Origin of the sequence: Neoroseomonas oryzicola (assembly GCF_012163135.1) — a bacterium.
GTDB classification, from domain to species: domain Bacteria; phylum Pseudomonadota; class Alphaproteobacteria; order Acetobacterales; family Acetobacteraceae; genus Neoroseomonas; species Neoroseomonas oryzicola.
Map to the genome: position 1 here is coordinate 494,064 of NZ_JAAVUP010000003.1, position 15,050 is coordinate 509,113.

At 71.8% G+C, this 15,050-nt stretch carries 17 protein-coding genes; 8 read left to right on the forward strand and 9 right to left on the reverse strand.

Features of this window, described 5'->3' with window-relative positions; genetic code table 11:
* Positions 1-12 precede the first annotated feature (12 nt).
* Genes GWK15_RS13855 through GWK15_RS13870 form a run of 4 tightly spaced genes read left to right on the forward strand, consistent with a single transcriptional unit; the run spans position 13 to position 3,547 of the window.
* A complete protein-coding gene (locus tag GWK15_RS13855; protein WP_338147249.1) occupies positions 13-1,137 on the forward strand; it encodes an ABC transporter permease in 1,125 nt (374 codons plus the stop codon).
* 2 nt (positions 1,138-1,139) lie between these two features.
* Positions 1,140-1,892 (forward strand): ABC transporter ATP-binding protein, encoded by a 753-nt coding sequence (locus GWK15_RS13860; RefSeq protein WP_211844062.1) that lies wholly within the window; start codon positions 1,140-1,142, stop codon positions 1,890-1,892.
* 1 nt (position 1,893) lies between these two features.
* Complete coding sequence (locus tag GWK15_RS13865) at positions 1,894-2,943, forward strand: MlaD family protein (protein WP_168041917.1); 1,050 nt, start codon at positions 1,894-1,896, stop codon at positions 2,941-2,943.
* A gap of 1 nt (position 2,944) precedes the next feature.
* Complete coding sequence (locus tag GWK15_RS13870; protein WP_168041918.1) at positions 2,945-3,547, forward strand: ABC-type transport auxiliary lipoprotein family protein; 603 nt, start codon at positions 2,945-2,947, stop codon at positions 3,545-3,547.
* 4 nt (positions 3,548-3,551) lie between these two features.
* Here the strand turns inward: GWK15_RS13870 and GWK15_RS13875 are convergent, their stop codons facing one another.
* Positions 3,552-4,703, reverse strand: coding sequence for a homogentisate 1,2-dioxygenase (locus GWK15_RS13875; protein WP_168041919.1), 1,152 nt, complete (start codon positions 4,701-4,703; stop codon positions 3,552-3,554).
* Positions 4,704-4,759: 56 nt separating this feature from the next.
* Here GWK15_RS13875 and GWK15_RS13880 point away from each other — a divergent pair, with 56 nt between their 5' ends.
* Both GWK15_RS13880 and GWK15_RS13885 read left to right on the forward strand, forming a co-directional pair.
* The gene (locus tag GWK15_RS13880) at positions 4,760-5,227 is read left to right on the forward strand and encodes a MarR family winged helix-turn-helix transcriptional regulator (RefSeq protein WP_209442186.1); all 468 of its coding nucleotides are present in this window, start codon (positions 4,760-4,762) and stop codon (positions 5,225-5,227) included.
* A gap of 121 nt (positions 5,228-5,348) precedes the next feature.
* A complete protein-coding gene (locus GWK15_RS13885) occupies positions 5,349-6,032 on the forward strand; it encodes a hypothetical protein (protein WP_168041921.1) in 684 nt (227 codons plus the stop codon).
* Between the two features lie 45 nt (positions 6,033-6,077).
* Here GWK15_RS13885 and GWK15_RS13890 read toward each other — a convergent pair whose 3' ends face one another.
* From GWK15_RS13890 to GWK15_RS13905, 4 genes are read right to left on the reverse strand one after another with little or no spacing between them, the layout of a single operon-like run.
* Entirely contained in the window at positions 6,078-6,458 is a 381-nt protein-coding gene (locus tag GWK15_RS13890; RefSeq protein WP_168041922.1) for a rhodanese-like domain-containing protein, read from the reverse strand.
* 29 nt (positions 6,459-6,487) lie between these two features.
* On the reverse strand, positions 6,488-6,880 hold the full coding sequence (locus tag GWK15_RS13895) for an MAPEG family protein (protein ID WP_168041923.1): 393 nt from the start codon (positions 6,878-6,880) through the stop codon (positions 6,488-6,490).
* Positions 6,880-7,353, reverse strand: coding sequence for a YbaK/EbsC family protein (locus GWK15_RS13900; protein ID WP_168041924.1), 474 nt, complete (start codon positions 7,351-7,353; stop codon positions 6,880-6,882). The genes GWK15_RS13895 and GWK15_RS13900 overlap by 1 nt, the downstream gene beginning before the upstream one ends.
* Before the next feature lie 10 nt (positions 7,354-7,363).
* Positions 7,364-7,756: an MAPEG family protein gene (locus GWK15_RS13905; protein WP_168041925.1), complete on the reverse strand. Its 393-nt coding sequence runs from the start codon at positions 7,754-7,756 to the stop codon at positions 7,364-7,366.
* 38 nt (positions 7,757-7,794) lie between these two features.
* On the opposite strand from GWK15_RS13905, the gene hemW reads away from it, so the two are divergent.
* Positions 7,795-8,958 carry a radical SAM family heme chaperone HemW gene (hemW, locus tag GWK15_RS13910; RefSeq protein WP_168041926.1) on the forward strand — a complete coding sequence of 388 codons (1,164 nt, stop codon included), beginning with the start codon at positions 7,795-7,797 and terminating at the stop codon, positions 8,956-8,958.
* Between the two features lie 320 nt (positions 8,959-9,278).
* Here the strand turns inward: hemW and GWK15_RS13915 are convergent, their stop codons facing one another.
* On the reverse strand, positions 9,279-10,472 hold the full coding sequence (locus tag GWK15_RS13915; RefSeq protein ID WP_168041927.1) for an MFS transporter: 1,194 nt from the start codon (positions 10,470-10,472) through the stop codon (positions 9,279-9,281).
* A 110-nt stretch (positions 10,473-10,582) separates the two neighbouring features.
* Here GWK15_RS13915 and GWK15_RS13920 point away from each other — a divergent pair, with 110 nt between their 5' ends.
* Complete coding sequence (locus GWK15_RS13920; protein WP_168041928.1) at positions 10,583-12,082, forward strand: flavin-containing monooxygenase; 1,500 nt, start codon at positions 10,583-10,585, stop codon at positions 12,080-12,082.
* A 12-nt stretch (positions 12,083-12,094) separates the two neighbouring features.
* On the opposite strand, the gene GWK15_RS13925 is transcribed toward GWK15_RS13920, so the two are convergent.
* The 3 genes from GWK15_RS13925 to GWK15_RS13935 form a co-directional block, all read right to left on the reverse strand.
* Positions 12,095-12,451 carry a hypothetical protein gene (locus GWK15_RS13925; protein WP_168041929.1) on the reverse strand — a complete coding sequence of 119 codons (357 nt, stop codon included), beginning with the start codon at positions 12,449-12,451 and terminating at the stop codon, positions 12,095-12,097.
* Positions 12,452-12,453: 2 nt separating this feature from the next.
* On the reverse strand, positions 12,454-14,385 hold the full coding sequence (gene acs, locus GWK15_RS13930; RefSeq protein ID WP_168041930.1) for an acetate--CoA ligase: 1,932 nt from the start codon (positions 14,383-14,385) through the stop codon (positions 12,454-12,456).
* 175 nt (positions 14,386-14,560) lie between these two features.
* Complete coding sequence (locus tag GWK15_RS13935; RefSeq protein ID WP_168041931.1) at positions 14,561-14,932, reverse strand: hypothetical protein; 372 nt, start codon at positions 14,930-14,932, stop codon at positions 14,561-14,563.
* Between the last annotated feature and the right edge of the window lie 118 nt (positions 14,933-15,050).

The following is a 15,050-nucleotide window of genomic DNA, read 5'->3' on the forward strand; positions in this document are numbered from 1 at the left end:
AATTCACTTGCCGTGACACGCGGGACCGGTCCAATCGACGGCATGGATGGCATGGCCGCAGGCGCGGACGCACGGATCGAGGCGCGGGACGGCGGGGCGGTGCTGGCCGTCTCCGGCCGGCTGGACACCGCGACGGCCGCGCGCCTGTGGCCCCGCGCGCCCGATCCGGCGGTGACCGCCTTCGACCTCGCAGGGTTGGAGAGCGTCGATTCCGCCGGCGCGGTGCTGCTGCTCGCCATCGCGCCCGAGGCCGAGCTGCGCGGCGGGTCCGAGCCGGTCCGCGCGGTGATCGAGCGCACCCGCAAGGCGCTCGCCGCCGCGCCGCCGCCGGGGCCGCCGCCGCCCTACCACCCCATCAGTTCCATCGGGCGGGCCACCGTGGGCCGGCTGCGGGACATGCAGGCGGGCATCGGCTTCCTGGGCGAGGCGATCGTCACCACCCTGCGCGTGCTGACCAAGCCGCGGCTGCTGCGCTGGTCGGACGTGCTGCGCCACCTCGACGAGGTCGGCACGCGGGCCTTCCCGCTGACGCTGCTGCTCGGCTTCCTGATCGGCGTCATCCTCGCCTACCAGTCCTCGATCCCGCTGCGCCGCTTCGGGGCCGAGGTCTTCGTGCCCAACCTGGTCGGCATCTCCCTGCTGCGCGAGCTCGGCCCGCTGCTGGCCGGCGTGGTGCTGGCCGGGCGCACCGGATCGGCCTTCGCGGCGGAACTCGGCACCATGACGGTGAACGAGGAGGTGGACGCGCTGAAGGTGATGGGCATCGACGCGACGGCGATGCTGGTGCTGCCGCGCCTGGTCGCGGCGACCATCTCGATGCCTGTGCTGGCGTTGCTGATGAACCTCGCGGGCCTGGCGGGCATGACGCTGATCATGGGCACGCTCGGCTACCCCTGGGCGGCCGTCGAATCCCAGCTGCAGCAATGGCTGACGCTGAAGGACCTGGTGGGCGGCCTGTTCAAGGCGGCCTGCTTCGGCCTGGTGATCGCGGGCATCGGCTGCCGCGCCGGGCTGTCCGCCGGGCGCGGGCCGCGCGCGGTGGGCGATGCGGCGACCGCGGCGGTGGTCGGCGGCATCGTCGCCATCGTCGCCATGGACGGCGTCTTCGCCGTGCTGTTCTTCCGGCTGGGCATCTGAGCGTGGCCGGGGAACCCGTCATCCGCGCCGAGGGCCTCTCGGTCCGCTTCGGCGCCCGCACCGTCTTCAAGGACGTCACCTTCGACGTCCGCCGCGGGGAGATCTTCGTCATCCTCGGCGGATCGGGCTGCGGCAAGTCGACGCTGCTCAAGACGCTGATCGGCCTGGTGCCGCTCGCGGCCGGGCACGCCTGGCTGCTGGGCGAGGAATTGGCCAAGGCGGACGACGACGCGCGGCGGGCGCTGTTGCGGCGGATCGGCGTGATGTGGCAGTCCGGCGCCCTGTTCGGGAGCATGACCCTGGCCGAGAACGTGGAACTGCCGCTCGAGGAGCATACCGCCCTGCCGCGCCCGGCGCGGTCGATGCTGGCGCGCGCCAAGCTCGGGCTGGTCGGCCTCGGCGATGCGGCCGCCCGCCTGCCGGCCGAGATCTCCGGCGGCATGGCCAAGCGCGCGGGCATCGCGCGGGCCATGGCGCTCGATCCGCCGCTGCTGTTCCTCGACGAACCCTCGGCGGGGCTCGATCCCATCACCTCGGCCGGTCTCGACAAGTTGATCGTCGAGATCGCGCGCGAGACCGGCACCACCTTCGTTGTGGTGACGCATGAGCTGCAGTCCATCCTGGCGATCGGCGACCGTTGCATCATGCTCGACAAGGAGGCGCAGGGCATGATCGCCGAGGGCGACCCGAAGCGGCTGCGCGAGGAAAGCACCCACCCCACGGTGCGCGCCTTCTTCCGGCGGGAGGCCGCCTGACATGGCCCAGTCCGGGCGCTCGCTCTACTTCCGCGTCGGCACGCTGGTGCTGGTCGGCCTCGGCCTCGCGGTCGGCTTCGTGCTGTTCCTCACCTCGGGCGCGCTGCGAGGCCAGCAGGTGACCTACGAGACCTACATCCGGGAATCGATCGCCGGCCTCGATGTCGGCGCGGCGGTGCGCTTCCGCGGCGTGCCGGTGGGGCGGGTGACGGAACTCGGCCTCGTCTCCGTGGTCTACTCGTCCTTCATGCGCGGGCCGGACGATCCGACCTCGCGGCTCGTGCTGGTGCGCTTCGCGGTGGATCCCGCGCGCTACGGCGACGCCTCGGTCGAAAGCGCGGTGCGCGCGGGGCTGCGCGTGCGCGTCGCTTCCTCGGGCGTCACGGGCCTCGCCTATCTCGAGGTCGATTTCGTGCGCGACCCCGCCGCGGCGCCGCCGATCGAGGTGCCCTGGACCCCACGCTACCCAGTCATCCCCTCCGTCCCGTCCACCATCACGCAGGTGACGAGCGCAGCCGAGCGGCTGATGACGCAACTGGCCGACCTCGACCTGCGCGCGCTGATCGATTCCGCCACCGCGCTGATCAATGACTTCCGCGACCAGGTTGGCGGGCAGGGCGACCTCGCCACCACGCTGCGCGAGGCAGCGGCGACCATGACGACGCTGCGCGAGGCCATCCAGGGCGCCGCGCTGTCCGAGACCATCGCCGACATCCGCCGCGCCGCCGACCGCATCGCCGCTGCCGGCGAATCCGCCCAGACGCTGATCGGCGGGCCGGAGATGACCCGCACGGTCGAGAGCATCGGCCAGGCCGCGGCCGACCTGCGGACGTCCATCGCGCGGCTGCCGGCGGTGATCCAGACGCTGGAACTGGCACTGCGCAGCATCCGCGGCACCACCACCGACGCGCAGGCCGACCTCGGCCCGCTGCTGCGCGATCTCCGCGCGACGGTGGCGAGCCTGCGCGACACCGCCGAGGCGCTGCGCCGCAGCCCCTCCCAGTCCCTCTTTGGCGCACCGCCGCCGCCACCGCCCCGGGATCGCCGCTGAGATGGCCCTTCGCCGCACCTTCCTGGTCGCGCCGCTGCTCGCGGCCTGCTCGGTCCTGCCGGACCGACCCTATCTCGAGACGCTGCGCTTCCCGCTGGAGCCGCGCCGGCCTGGCCTGCCGCGCACCGGGCGCGGGCGGCGCACGCTGCTGGTGCGCACCATCCGCGCCGGCGCGGGTCTCGAGACGCGCAACCTGCGCACCATCCGCCCCGACGGGACCGAGAGCCTCGACTTCTATGCCGAATGGGCGGCGCCGCCGGCCGAGGCCGCGGAACAGTCGCTGCGCCGCTGGCTGATCGATTCCCGGTTGTTCGCGGGCATCCTCGCGCCCGGATCGCGCGTCGCGCCGGACTTCACGCTGGAAGGCGAGCTGACCGCACTCGCGGCGGTGCAGGGGGAAGGCGTCGCGCGCGCCGAGCTGACCCTGCTGCTGGTCGACGACCGCAACGGCGGCGTGCTGGTCGGGCAGCTGGTCAGCAGCGGCACGGCGCCGCTTGCCTCCGGCACCAGCCCACCGACGGCCGAACAGGCGGCCTCGGCGATGAGCGCGGCGCTGGGCAATGCCCTCGCCTCGCTCGAGCAGGCGCTGGCGCGCTTCGCCTGAGCGGCTATTCGGCCGCCTTGGCGGGCGCCGGGGCGGCCTTCCAGGAATAGGCGTAGTCGCCCCATTCGACGGCGCTCGCGGCGTCCCCGATCTCGAGCGCGTCGCGCGTGTCGAGCATCACCGCATATTCGTCCGTCGCCGGCTTCTTTGGCGTGAAGGCATTGCCGAGCGCCTTGGGGTGCGGGCCGTGGGTGAAGCCGCAGGGGTGCAGCGTCATCATCCCGGCATGGATGTTGTCGCGGCTGAAGAAGTCGCCCGCGTGGTAGAACAGCACCTCGTCGTAGTCGTCGTTGTTGTGGAAGAAGGGCACCTTCAGCGCGCCGGGATCGGTCTCGAAGGGCCGCGGGCAGAAGGTGCAGATCACGAAGCGGTTGGCGACGAAGGTCGTGTGGGCGCTCGGCGGCAGGTGGTAGCGGTGGGACATCAGCGGGCGGATGTCCACCACGTTCAGTTTCACCGGCGAGAGGTCCCCGTGCCAGCCCACCGCGTCGAGCGGATTGAACGGATAGGTCACGGTGGAGATCGCGTTGCGGCGCTTGATGCGCACCGCCCATTCCCGTTCGTCCGCCTGGGCCCGGAAGGCCTCGTCGAGCTTCGGCGTTTCCAGCACCGCGGGGTCGAAGACGGCGTGCTTGCCGACCATGCCGCGGTCCGGCAGCTGGTAGGTGGATCCCGTCGCCTCGATCAGCAGGGCGGTGACAGGCGCGCTGCATTCCATGCGCCACATGGTCGATCGCGGCAGCACGATGTAGTCGCCGGCGCGGAAGGGCAGGCGGCCGTAGTCGCAGAACAGGTCGCCCGCGCCCTGGTGGATGAACAGCAGCTCGTCGCCGTCCCCGTTGCGCGCGAGGTGGTCCATCTTCATCGGCGCGCGCCAGAAGCGCAGGCGGACATGGGCGTTGAACAGGATCTCGGCGGCGTCCCAGGGGCTCGGCTGCGCGGCGTTGATCTTCACCAGGTCGAAGGCGCGCGGGCGCAGGGGGCCTTCCCAGGAGGTCCAGCCGGTCGGCGGGTGCCGGTGATACATGTGCGTCGCCGGGCCGAAGAAGCCTTCCTTGCCCATCTCGCGCTCGAAGGTGCCGTCGGGTAGGTCCGCATGCGCCTGCTTCGAGGAGAGGCCCTCGCTCCGCGGGAAGGGGATGTACTGGCGCGTCATCGCGGCGGTTCCTCCGGGGCTGGACTTGGCGCGGAAGATGGTTTCAGATGAAACTAATGTCAACCGCCTTCGACCTCGACGCCTTCCTGCCCTACCGGCTGTCGGTGGCCTCGAACCTCGTCTCGCGGCTGTTCGCGCGGCGCTATGCGGAAGAATTCGGCCTGACCATCGCGGAATGGCGCGTGATCGCCGTGCTCGGTGCCGATGGGACGGCGACGGCCTCGGCGGTGCGGGCGCGGACGGGGATGGACAAGGCGAAGGTCAGCCGCGCGGTGGCGGGCCTCGAGGCGCGTGGCCTCATCCGCCATGTCGCGCATCGCGGCGACCGGCGGCTCGATCCGTTGGCGTTGAGTGCCGCGGGGCGGCGCATCCTCGATGCCATCGTGCCGCGCGCACGGGCGCTGGAAACGGAGCTCTTCGCCGCGCTGCCGCCCGGCACGCGGGAGGCGATGGAGACGGCGCTGCGCGCGATCGCGGATCGCGCGACCGTGATGGGCGCAGGCCCCGGCGACGGTCCGGACTGAAGCGCTTCGCATCCGGATCACAGCGCGCGCGGGCGGAACGTTGGCGAGGCGCGCATGCCTCGGCTAGCCTGCGCGCGACGCGACGGGCGCTCCGCCCGCCATACCGAAGGGGGAGAGCCCGATGTTCATGCGACGCTTCCTGACCGCCGCGACGGCGGCCGTGCTGGCCTGGGGCGGGCTCGGCGCCGCGGCGCAGGCGCAGACGGGCGATCCGTCCTTCAACCTGGTCAACCGCAGCAACCGCACGATCTACGAGGCCTATGCCTCGCCCTCCTCGGACAGCAACTGGGGCCAGGACCGGCTGGGGCAGAACGTGATCCCGGCGGGCCGGTCCTTCGTGGTCCGACTGCCGCAGGGCGAATGCATCTACGACGTGCGCGTGGTCTACGAACGCGCCGGCGGCCCGGCCGAGGAACGCCGCAACATCAACCTGTGCAACCTGACCGAGCTCGCCTTCGACGGCAGCCGCGCGCAGGCGCAGCAGCAGGGCGGGCAGCGTCCGCAGCAGCAACAGCAGCAGCAGCGCCCGCAGCAGGCCGGCCCGACGGGCAATCCGTCCTTCAACCTGGTGAACCAGGGCCGCGCGACGGTGATGGAGGTCTATGCCTCGCTGACCACCGACCAGAACTGGGGTCCGGATCGCCTCGGCGCGGACACGGTGGCGCCCGGCGCCGTCTATCCGGTGCGGCTGCCGGAAGGGCCGTGCATGTATGACATCCGCTTCGTCTACGACAACGGCCAGCCGCAGGAACGGCGCAACGTGAACCTCTGCGAGGTCACCAACATCACCGTTCCGCTGCAGTAGCGCGGGTGCCGCGGGGGGACGGGCTGCGTCCCCCCGCGCGATGGCTCAGGGCTTCTCCACCGTGCCGCCCGCGTCGACCCAGCCCTTGAAGCCGCCGAGGTTGCGGACGTTCTCGTAGCCCATGTCGTGCAGCGTCTTGAGCACGAGCGCGGACCGCCCGCCCGAGGCGCAATAGGCGACGACCGTCTTCGCCCGGTCGAAATTCGCGTCGTGCAACGCGGAGTTCGGATCGGCGCGGAATTCCACCAGGCCGCGCGGGATGGTCAGCGCGCCCGGCACCTTGCCCGAGGCCGCGACCTCGTTCGGTTCCCGCACATCGAGGAACACGACGTCCGGCCGGCCGACCAGGCCCTTGGCCTCGTCGGGGGAGATGCGGGGCACGACGGCCTCCGCGGCGGCGAGCATCTGCTGGACGGTGAGGGTCATGGCGTTCCTTCCCTTGTGGTGCGGGAAGTCTAGACCCAACCGCGCAGGCCGGCGAACAGGGCGCCCAGCGCCGCGACGATGATGGCCAGGAAGGTTCCTGCCATGCCGCCGACGCGGAAGCGGAAATCCTCGCGGTCGCGGGCGATGCCGGCGCCATGCGCGACCCGGCCGGCCAGGAGCAGCGCGCCGGCGAGGTGCACCGCGGCGACCGGCGCGCCGCCCGCCTCCCCCAGCGCCATTAGCACCAGCGCGAAGGGCACGTATTCGGCGAAGTTCCCCTGGGCCCGGATCGCGCGCTCTAGCGTCGCATCCCCGCCGCTGCCCAGGGGCACGTGCTTGCGTCGCCGCAGGCCGATCACCCGCAGCGACAGCCACAGGCAGACCGGCGCGAGCAATGCGCCCCACAGCGCGGTCGCGTGCATCAGGTCCCTTCCTTGACCTCCGCGACCGCCGCACCCGTCATGCGCACGAGTTCCGCCGCCGAGGTCCGGAAGACATGTTGGGGCGAACCGGCCGCCGCCCAGACCTCCCCCAGCGCCATCAGCTCCGCGTCCAGCAGCAGGATGGGCGGAGCGAGGTGCCCGACCGGCGAGACGCCGCCGATCGCGAAGCCCGTGGTGTCGCGCACCCAGCTTCCCTCGGCGCGCTTGATGGGCTGGCCGATGGCCGCGGCCACCTTGGCGGTGTCCACGCGGTTGGCGCCGGAGGCGATGACCAGCACCGCCCGCGGCCCGGCGCGGAAGACGATGGATTTCGCGATCTGCGCCACGTCGCAGCCGACCGCCGCGGCGGCGTCGGCCGCGCTGCGCGTGCCTTCGGGGAAGGCCTGGATGGTGTCCGGATGGCCGGCGGCCAGCAACGCCGCCCGCACCCGATCGACAGAGGATCCGCTCATGATCCCGCCGCTACCACAGCCCGGTCCCGCCGCCGAGGGCGAGCAGCGTGACGGCGGCGAGCGCGGCCAGTGTCAGGATCATCCCGCCGGCGCGCAGCGGCACGATGTCCGGGTCCCGCGACATGCCGATGCCGTGCATGACGCGCCCGGCCAGCATCGCGGTCCCCGCCGCGTGCAGAGCCCAGGCCGGCCCGCCGCAGAGTTCCGCCGCGACCAGCGCCGCGAGGAAGATCGGCACGTATTCGGCGCAGTTCGCATGGACCCGCGCCGCGCGCTCGAGCCCCCGGTCCCCGCCCGTGCCCAGCACCACCTGCGTCCGGTAGCGCTGGGTCAGGACGCGCACCGTCAGCGCAAGGAACACCATCAGCAACAGGGCGGCGTAGAGGGCGGCGATGCGCGGCATGGGACCTCCGGTTCGACAGGGCGGGTCCGGCGCGCCATATGCCCGCCGTGACCGAGCCCCTCGCCCTCTACATCCACTGGCCTTTCTGTGCGGCCAAGTGCCCGTATTGCGACTTCAACTCCCATGTCCGCGACCGGGTGGACGAGGCGCGCTTCGGCGCCGCCCTGCGCCGCGAACTGGCGCACGAGGCCGCGCGCGTGGGCCGCCGCCCGCTCGCCAGCATCTTCTTCGGCGGCGGCACGCCCTCCCTGATGTCCCCCGACACCGCCGCGGCGCTGATCGAGGATGCACGGCGCCTGTTCGATCCGGCACCGGACATGGAAGTGACGCTCGAGGCCAATCCGACCAGCGTGGAGACCAGCCGCCTCGCCGCCTTCCGCGACGCGGGGGTGAACCGCGCGAGCCTCGGCGTGCAGTCGCTCGACGAGGCCGCGCTGCGCTTCCTGGGGCGCCGGCACGATGTCGGCCAGGCGATCGCGGCGCTCGAGGCCGCGCGGGGCATCTTCCCGCGCCTGTCCTTCGACCTGATCTACGCCCGCCCCGGCCAGGCCGAGGCCGCCTGGCGGGCCGAGCTGCGCCAGGCGCTGGCCCTCGCCGCGGATCATCTCTCGCTCTACCAGCTCACCATCGAGCCTGGGACGCAGTTCGCGACGCTGCATGGCCGCGGCGACTTCGTCCTGCCCGAGGGCGACGACGCCGCGCGGCTGTACTTCGCCACCGCCGAGGAAGCCGCCCGCTTCGGCCTGCGGTCCTACGAGGTCAGCAACTACGCGAAGCCTGGCGCGGAGAGCCGCCACAACCTCGCCTATTGGCGCTACGGGGATTACCTCGGCATCGGCGCCGGCGCGCATCAGCGCGTGCTGCTGGATGGCCGCATGATCGCGACGCGTCGCCATCGCGCGCCCGAGGAATGGGCCGCCCGCGTCGAACGCGACGGCCATGCGGCGGTGGAGGAGGAGGCGCTCGCCCCCGCCGACCGCGCGCGGGAGGCGCTGCTGATGGGCCTGCGCCTCGCCGAAGGCATCGACCCCGCGCGCATCGAGGCGCGGTCGGGTGTGCCCTTCGCCGAGGCGGTGGACCCGGCGATGCTCGCCGCCCTGCTGGACGAGGACTACCTGGCCTGGACCGAGGCCGGACGACTGCGCGCGACCGAGGAGGGGATCCTCCGCCTCGACGCCCTGCTGCCCGTCCTGCTGCGCTGACCCACTCGGGCGCGACTCGGGGCGGGATCGCGGACGGAACGCGAACGCCCTGGTGGCCGGGCCAGCCGACTCACCACAAGTGCTTGATTTCAGGCTGTTCCGCGACTCGGGCGCGGGGAGTCAGCGATTCGTTCGCGCGACTCGGACCAAGTGCTTGATTCGGAATGGGCCCGAAAATGCGAATCGGGCGAGGGAATCACGTTCTGTTCCAGACGGGCGGTTCGTGGAGGGGCGCCGCCCCTCCACACCACCCCGCCAGGGGGCTGCGGCCCCCTGGACCGCGGGTACTGGGTATCGGGTTTGAAAGGGCCTTCGGCCCGTCACGCCGGCCGCTGCGCCAGCAGCAGCGCCAGCCCCAGCAGCAGCACCGCCGCGATGCCCAGCGACACGCCGAGCCCCACCGTCGCCGCCCCCAGCCCGAACAGCACCGGACCGAGCGACTGACCGCTGAAGAAGGAGAAGGCGTGCAGCGACACCGCGCTGCCGCGGAACTGCGGGGAGAGTTCCGTCGCCCGCACCTGGATCGCGTTGTGGATCATGTAGAACGCCATCCCGAGCAGGAAGCCGGACCCCACGGCCACCCACAGGGCCGGCGCCAGCGCGAAGCCGGACAGCGCGACGAAGCCCAGCGCGCCGCCGAGCCGCACGACATTCGCCGGCCCCAGCCGCCCCAGCAGCGGCCGCGCCACCGCCGCATAACCGAGGCCCCCGACGCCGAAGGCCCCGATGGCGAGGCCCGCCTCCGTGGTCCCGCCGATGCCGCGCGCGATCAGCAGCGGCGCGAGGAAGGGGAAGGACCCGAAGACCAGCCCGCCTTCCGTCGCGACGGTCGCGTAGAGCGGGATCGCCGAAGGGTTCTGCAGGATGCTGCGGTAGCGCTTCGCCGCCACCACCGGGTCGTAATGGGTGCGCGGTTCGGGCGTGGCGCCGCGGCTCGCCAGGATCAGCGCCACCGCCCCGCCCAGCGCGGCCAGCGTGCAGAGCACCAGCATCCCGCGCCACCCCGCCAGGGCGGCGACCGGCCCGGCGATCGCCCCGCCGGCGATCTGGCCGCTGATGCCGAAGATCAGCATCCGCGACAGCGCCACCTGGCGGTCCCTCAGCGGCACCGCATCGGCCATGATGGCGAGCGTGAGCGGCATCATCCCGCCCGCCGCGGCGCCCGAGAAGGCACGCGCCACCATCAGCCAGCCGAGCGTCCCCGCCACCGCGGAGGCCGCGAGCATCAGCGTGAGCAGGCAGACGCAGACGGTCACGACCCGCCGCTTGCCCACCGCATCCGCGACCGGGCCGAGGATGGGCTGCACGAAGGCGAAGGGCAGGGTGTAGGCGGTCCCGAGCAGCGCGGCATGGGCCGCGGTCGTTCCGAAGTCGTGCGCGATCTCCGCCACCACCGGGTCGGTGGCACGGGTGGCCAGCGCGCCGGCGAAGACCGCGGGACCGTACATGGCGAGCACGCGGCGCATGCCGGCATGGCTCGCCGCCGCGTCGTGGTCCGGGGGCGGGGGTGTCATGCCGACAATGCTGCGCCGCAGCGAAGCGGGCGGCAAGTCGCGCGGGCCGCAGGGCTTTGCCGCGCCGCACGCGGGTCGATAGGCTCGCCTCCGAACCTGGGGAACGGACCATGGCCGAGACCTTGACCCATCCGGCGCGGGACGCGTCGGGCACCGCGCATGTCGAGGTGCTGATCGTCGGCGCCGGCATCTCCGGCATCGGCGGCGCGTACCACCTGCAGGAGCAATGCCCGGGGCGCTCCTTCCTGGTGCTCGAGGCGCAGGACGGCTTCGGCGGCACCTGGCGAACGCATCGCTACCCGGGCATCCGGTCCGACAGCGACCTCTATACCTTCGGCTACCGGTTCAAGCCCTGGGTCGGCCCGCCCATCGCGACGGCCGAGGAGATCAGGAAATACATGGGCGAGGTGATCGAGGAGAACGGCCTCGACCGCTTCATCCGCTACGGCCACCGCATCCGCACCGCGCGCTGGGACAGCGCGACGAACCTCTGGACCATCGAGGCGGAGCGCAAGGACGGCACCACGGCCCGCTTCACCGCGAACTTCCTGTGGATGTGCCAGGGCTATTACCGCCACGAGGAAGGCTACACGCCGCAATGGCCCGGCATGGACCGCTTCCGCGGCGTGATCGCGCATCCGCAGACCTGGCCGGAGGACCTCGACTACCGCGGGAAGCGCGTGGTGGTGATCGGATCCGGTGCCACGGCCGCGACCGTCGTGCCGGCCATGGCCGGGACGGCTGCGCATGTGACGATGCTGCAGCGCTCGCCGACCTATTTCCGTACCGGGCGCAACGGCATCGACATCGCCGACGAGCTGCGGATGCTCGGCATCAACGAGGAATGGATCCACGAGATCGTCCGGCGGAAGATCCTGTTCGAGCAGGCGCGCTTCATCGACCGCACGCACAGCGAGCCGGAGAAGGTGAAGGAGGACCTGCTCGCCGATGTCCGCCGCCATCTCGGCGAGGACTACGACGTCGAGACGCATTTCACCCCGCGCTACCGCCCCTGGCAGCAGCGCCTGGCCTTCATCCCCGATGCCGACCTGTTTCGTGCCGTCGCACGGGGCGAGGCCTCGGTGGTGACGGACGAGATCGAGACCTTCACCGAGACCGGCCTGCTGCTGAAGTCGGGCCGGACGCTGGAGGCGGACATCATCGTCACCGCGACGGGCTTCCACCTCAACGTGCTCGGCGACATCGACTTCGCGATCGACGGCAAGCCGCTGGTGTTCGGGGACACGGTCACCTATCGCGGGCTGATGTTCACCGGGGTGCCGAACCTGGCCTGGGTGTTCGGCTACATCCGCGCCGCCTGGACGCTGCGGGCGGACATGGTGGCGGATTTCGTCTGCCGGCTGCTGAACCACATGGAGGCGCGCCAGGCACGGCGCGTGGAAGTGGCGCTGCGGCCCGAGGATGCCGGGATGAAACTCGGGCCCTGGCTCGACCCCGAGGAATTCTCCTCGGGCTACGTCGCGCGCGGCAACCACCTGCTGCCGCGCAGCGGCGACAAGCCGGAATGGCGGCACATGCACGACTACTGGGCGGAAAAGGACGCGATCCCGGCGATCGACCTCGAGGACGCGGCCTTCGTCTATCGCTGACGGCGGGGCGCCTCAGAAGGCCAGCGCGACCAGGGCGAAGGCGCAGTCGCGCGGCAGCGCCTCCACGAAGCGGCGCAGCGCGGAGATGGTCTCGGCCTCCTCCGCGCCATAGACCTCGTCGATCAGCCCGGCGATCTCACCGGGTGAGACCAGCGCGCACCAGCAGGCCGTCGCCGTCTGCTGGCCGCACAGCGCGCCGCCGCGGATGCGGTCCACGACGACGTTGAAGACGTCGCAGCCGCAGGCCGGGAAGAAGGGGCTGATGCGGTAGGGTGCCCCATCCACCGGAGGCGTTGCGCCGCGCAGGACGGGGGCCACCAGGTCGGGCCCCGCGATGTAGACGTCCCTGTAGCGCGCGGCGCTCATCATCCTCAGCCGACCTTGTTGTCGATCAGTTCCTGCACCACGCCCGGATCGGCGAGGGTGGAGGTGTCCCCCAGCCCTTCCGTCTCGTTCGCGGCGATCTTGCGCAGGATGCGGCGCATGATCTTGCCCGAGCGCGTCTTGGGCAGGCCGGGCGCCCACTGGATGGCGTCCGGGGTCGCGATCGGGCCGATTTCCTTGCGGACCCAGGCGACGAGCTCCTTGCGCAGGACTTCGGTCGCCTCGACGCCCGCCTTGAGCGTGACGTAGGCGTAGATGCCCTGGCCCTTGATCTCGTGCGGCATGCCGACGACCGCGGCTTCCGCCACGGCGGGGTGTGCGACGAGGGCGGATTCGACCTCGGCCGTGCCCATGCGGTGGCCGGCGACGTTGATCACGTCGTCCACGCGCCCGGTGATCCAGTAGTAGCCGTCGGCATCGCGGCGCGCGCCGTCGCCGGTGAAGTACATGCCCTTGAAGGTCGAGAAGTAGGTCTGACCGAAGCGGGCATGGTCGCCGTAGATGGTGCGCATCTGGCCGGGCCAGCTGTCGAGCAGCACGAGGTTCCCCTCGGTCGCGCCGTCCAGCAGGTTGCCCTCGTTGTCCACCAGCGCCGGCTTCACGCCCGGCAGCGGCAGCGTGGCCGAGCCCGGCTTCTGCGCCACCGCGCCCGGCAGCGGGGAGATCAGGATGCCGCCCGTCTCGGTCTGCCACCAGGTGTCGACGATCGGGCAGCGCTCGTCGCCGACGACGCGGTAGTACCAGAGCCAGGCTTCCGGATTGATCGGCTCGCCGACCGACCCGAGGATGCGCAGCGCCGAGCGGTCATGCTTCTTCACCGGCCCCTCGCCGTCGCGCATCAGGGCGCGGATGGCGGTCGGCGCGGTGTAGAAGATGTTGACCTTGTGCTTGGCGCAGACCTGCCAGAAGCGGCCATTGTCGGGCCAGGACGGCACGCCTTCGAACATCAGGGTGGTCGCGCCGTTCGCGAGCGGCCCGTAGACGATGTAGGTGTGCCCGGTGACCCAGCCGACATCGGCGGTGCACCAGTAGATCTCGCCGTCGCGGTAGTCGAAGACGTTCTGGTGCGTGTAGGACGCCCAGACCATGTAGCCGCCCGTCGTGTGCAGCACGCCCTTGGGCTTTCCGGTCGACCCCGAGGTGTAGAGGATGAAGAGCGGATCCTCCGCGCCCATTGGCTCGGGCTCGCAGGTCGCCGCCTCGCCGCCGGTCAGCGCATCCCACCAATGGTCACGGCCGGACATCATCTCGACATTGCCGCCGGTGTTCTTCGCGACGACGACGTGGCGGATCGACGGGCAGGTCAGCAGCGCCTCGTCCGCATTGGCCTTGAGCGGCACCTTGCGCCCGCCGCGGCGGCCTTCATCGGCGGTGATGAGCAGCGTGCACTCGGAATCCTGGATGCGGGAGGAGAGGCTGTCGGGGGAGAAGCCGCCGAAGACGATCGAATGGATCGCGCCGACGCGCGCGCAGGCCAGCATCGCGACGGCTGCTTCCACGATCATCGGCAGGTAGATGCAGACGCGGTCGCCCTTCTTCACGCCGAGCCGGCGCATCGCGTTCGCCAGCTTGCAGACGCGCGCATGCAGCTCGCGATAGGTGACCTTCGCGTCGCTGTTGGGGTCGTCGCCTTCCCAGATGATCGCGACCTGGTCGCCGCGCGTGGCGAGGTGCCGGTCGAGGCAGGAGACCGAGGCGTTCAGCACGCCGTCCTCGAACCACTTGATCGAGACGTCGCCGTTGAAGTCGACGGCCTTGATCTTCGTCGGTTCCTTCATCCAGGCGATGCGGGACATCTCGCCGCGCCAGAAGGCTTCGGGGTCGCGCGCCTCGGCCGTGACCATCGCGTCGCGCCTGGCGGCGTCGATGCGCGCCTTCGCGGCGATCTCGGGTTTCACGGCGATGATGTCGTCTGCCATGGCGGCCTCCCTGCCTGAGTCTTCTCTGCGCGGGGATTTGGCGCAGTGGTTTGATTCAGGTCAACTTTCGTTGCGGCGCGGATTTCAATCACGCAATGCAGCATCGCAACGGAACCGCCCGCCCGGAGAGAGGCCGGACGGGCGGGGCAGGCTCAGGATGGGATGGGCAGGCTGGTCAGTTGGTGCGCGTCGTCGCGGGCGCGGCGGGCGTGGCCTGGCTGCGCTGGTCGGTGCGCGGCGCGGTGGTCCGGCCGGCCTGCGGCGCGGCCGGCGTCGCCGGGCGATGGACCGTGCCGGCGCTCGCGCCGCCGGGGTTGGCCGGGGTGGCCGGGCGGGCCGCCTGGGCCGGGGTGGCGGGCGTCGCCGGGGTCGCCGGGCGCGTGGCGTGGGTCGCGGGGCCGGCAGGGGTCGCCGGCGTGGCCGGCTGGGCCTGGACCGCGGTGCTGCCGCCGGTCGCGTGCTGCTGCGTCCCGCCCTGCGCGAAGGCCGCGCCGGTGACGAGCATCAGGCCGGTGGCGAGAAGAGTGGTCCGGGAGATCTGGCGCATCTGGTCCTCCTTGTTGGTCCGAGCGCAAGGAGGAGTTGACCGCCCGGCCGCGACAGCGCCGGGGCATCGGCAAGGTGCTTTGAAGGCGATCGCGGCGAAGCCGCGGCAGGCGTGGCGA

Coding starts and splice junctions, on each gene's coding strand:
- acs (WP_168041930.1), bottom strand. CDS start 14,385: ATGGCAGACGACATCATCGCCGTGAAACCCGAGATCGCCGCGAAGGCG.
- GWK15_RS13885 (WP_168041921.1), top strand. CDS start 5,349: ATGTTCATGCGACGCTTCCTGACCGCCGCGACGGCGGCCGTGCTGGCC.
- hemW (WP_168041926.1), top strand. CDS start 7,795: ATGCCCGCCGTGACCGAGCCCCTCGCCCTCTACATCCACTGGCCTTTC.
- GWK15_RS13870 (WP_168041918.1), top strand. CDS start 2,945: ATGGCCCTTCGCCGCACCTTCCTGGTCGCGCCGCTGCTCGCGGCCTGC.
- GWK15_RS13915 (WP_168041927.1), bottom strand. CDS start 10,472: ATGACACCCCCGCCCCCGGACCACGACGCGGCGGCGAGCCATGCCGGC.
- GWK15_RS13925 (WP_168041929.1), bottom strand. CDS start 12,451: ATGATGAGCGCCGCGCGCTACAGGGACGTCTACATCGCGGGGCCCGAC.
- GWK15_RS13900 (WP_168041924.1), bottom strand. CDS start 7,353: ATGAGCGGATCCTCTGTCGATCGGGTGCGGGCGGCGTTGCTGGCCGCC.
- GWK15_RS13935 (WP_168041931.1), bottom strand. CDS start 14,932: ATGCGCCAGATCTCCCGGACCACTCTTCTCGCCACCGGCCTGATGCTC.
- GWK15_RS13895 (WP_168041923.1), bottom strand. CDS start 6,880: ATGCACGCGACCGCGCTGTGGGGCGCATTGCTCGCGCCGGTCTGCCTG.
- GWK15_RS13880 (WP_209442186.1), top strand. CDS start 4,760: ATGTCAACCGCCTTCGACCTCGACGCCTTCCTGCCCTACCGGCTGTCG.
- GWK15_RS13890 (WP_168041922.1), bottom strand. CDS start 6,458: ATGACCCTCACCGTCCAGCAGATGCTCGCCGCCGCGGAGGCCGTCGTG.
- GWK15_RS13905 (WP_168041925.1), bottom strand. CDS start 7,756: ATGCCGCGCATCGCCGCCCTCTACGCCGCCCTGTTGCTGATGGTGTTC.
- GWK15_RS13875 (WP_168041919.1), bottom strand. CDS start 4,703: ATGACGCGCCAGTACATCCCCTTCCCGCGGAGCGAGGGCCTCTCCTCG.
- GWK15_RS13865 (WP_168041917.1), top strand. CDS start 1,894: ATGGCCCAGTCCGGGCGCTCGCTCTACTTCCGCGTCGGCACGCTGGTG.
- GWK15_RS13920 (WP_168041928.1), top strand. CDS start 10,583: ATGGCCGAGACCTTGACCCATCCGGCGCGGGACGCGTCGGGCACCGCG.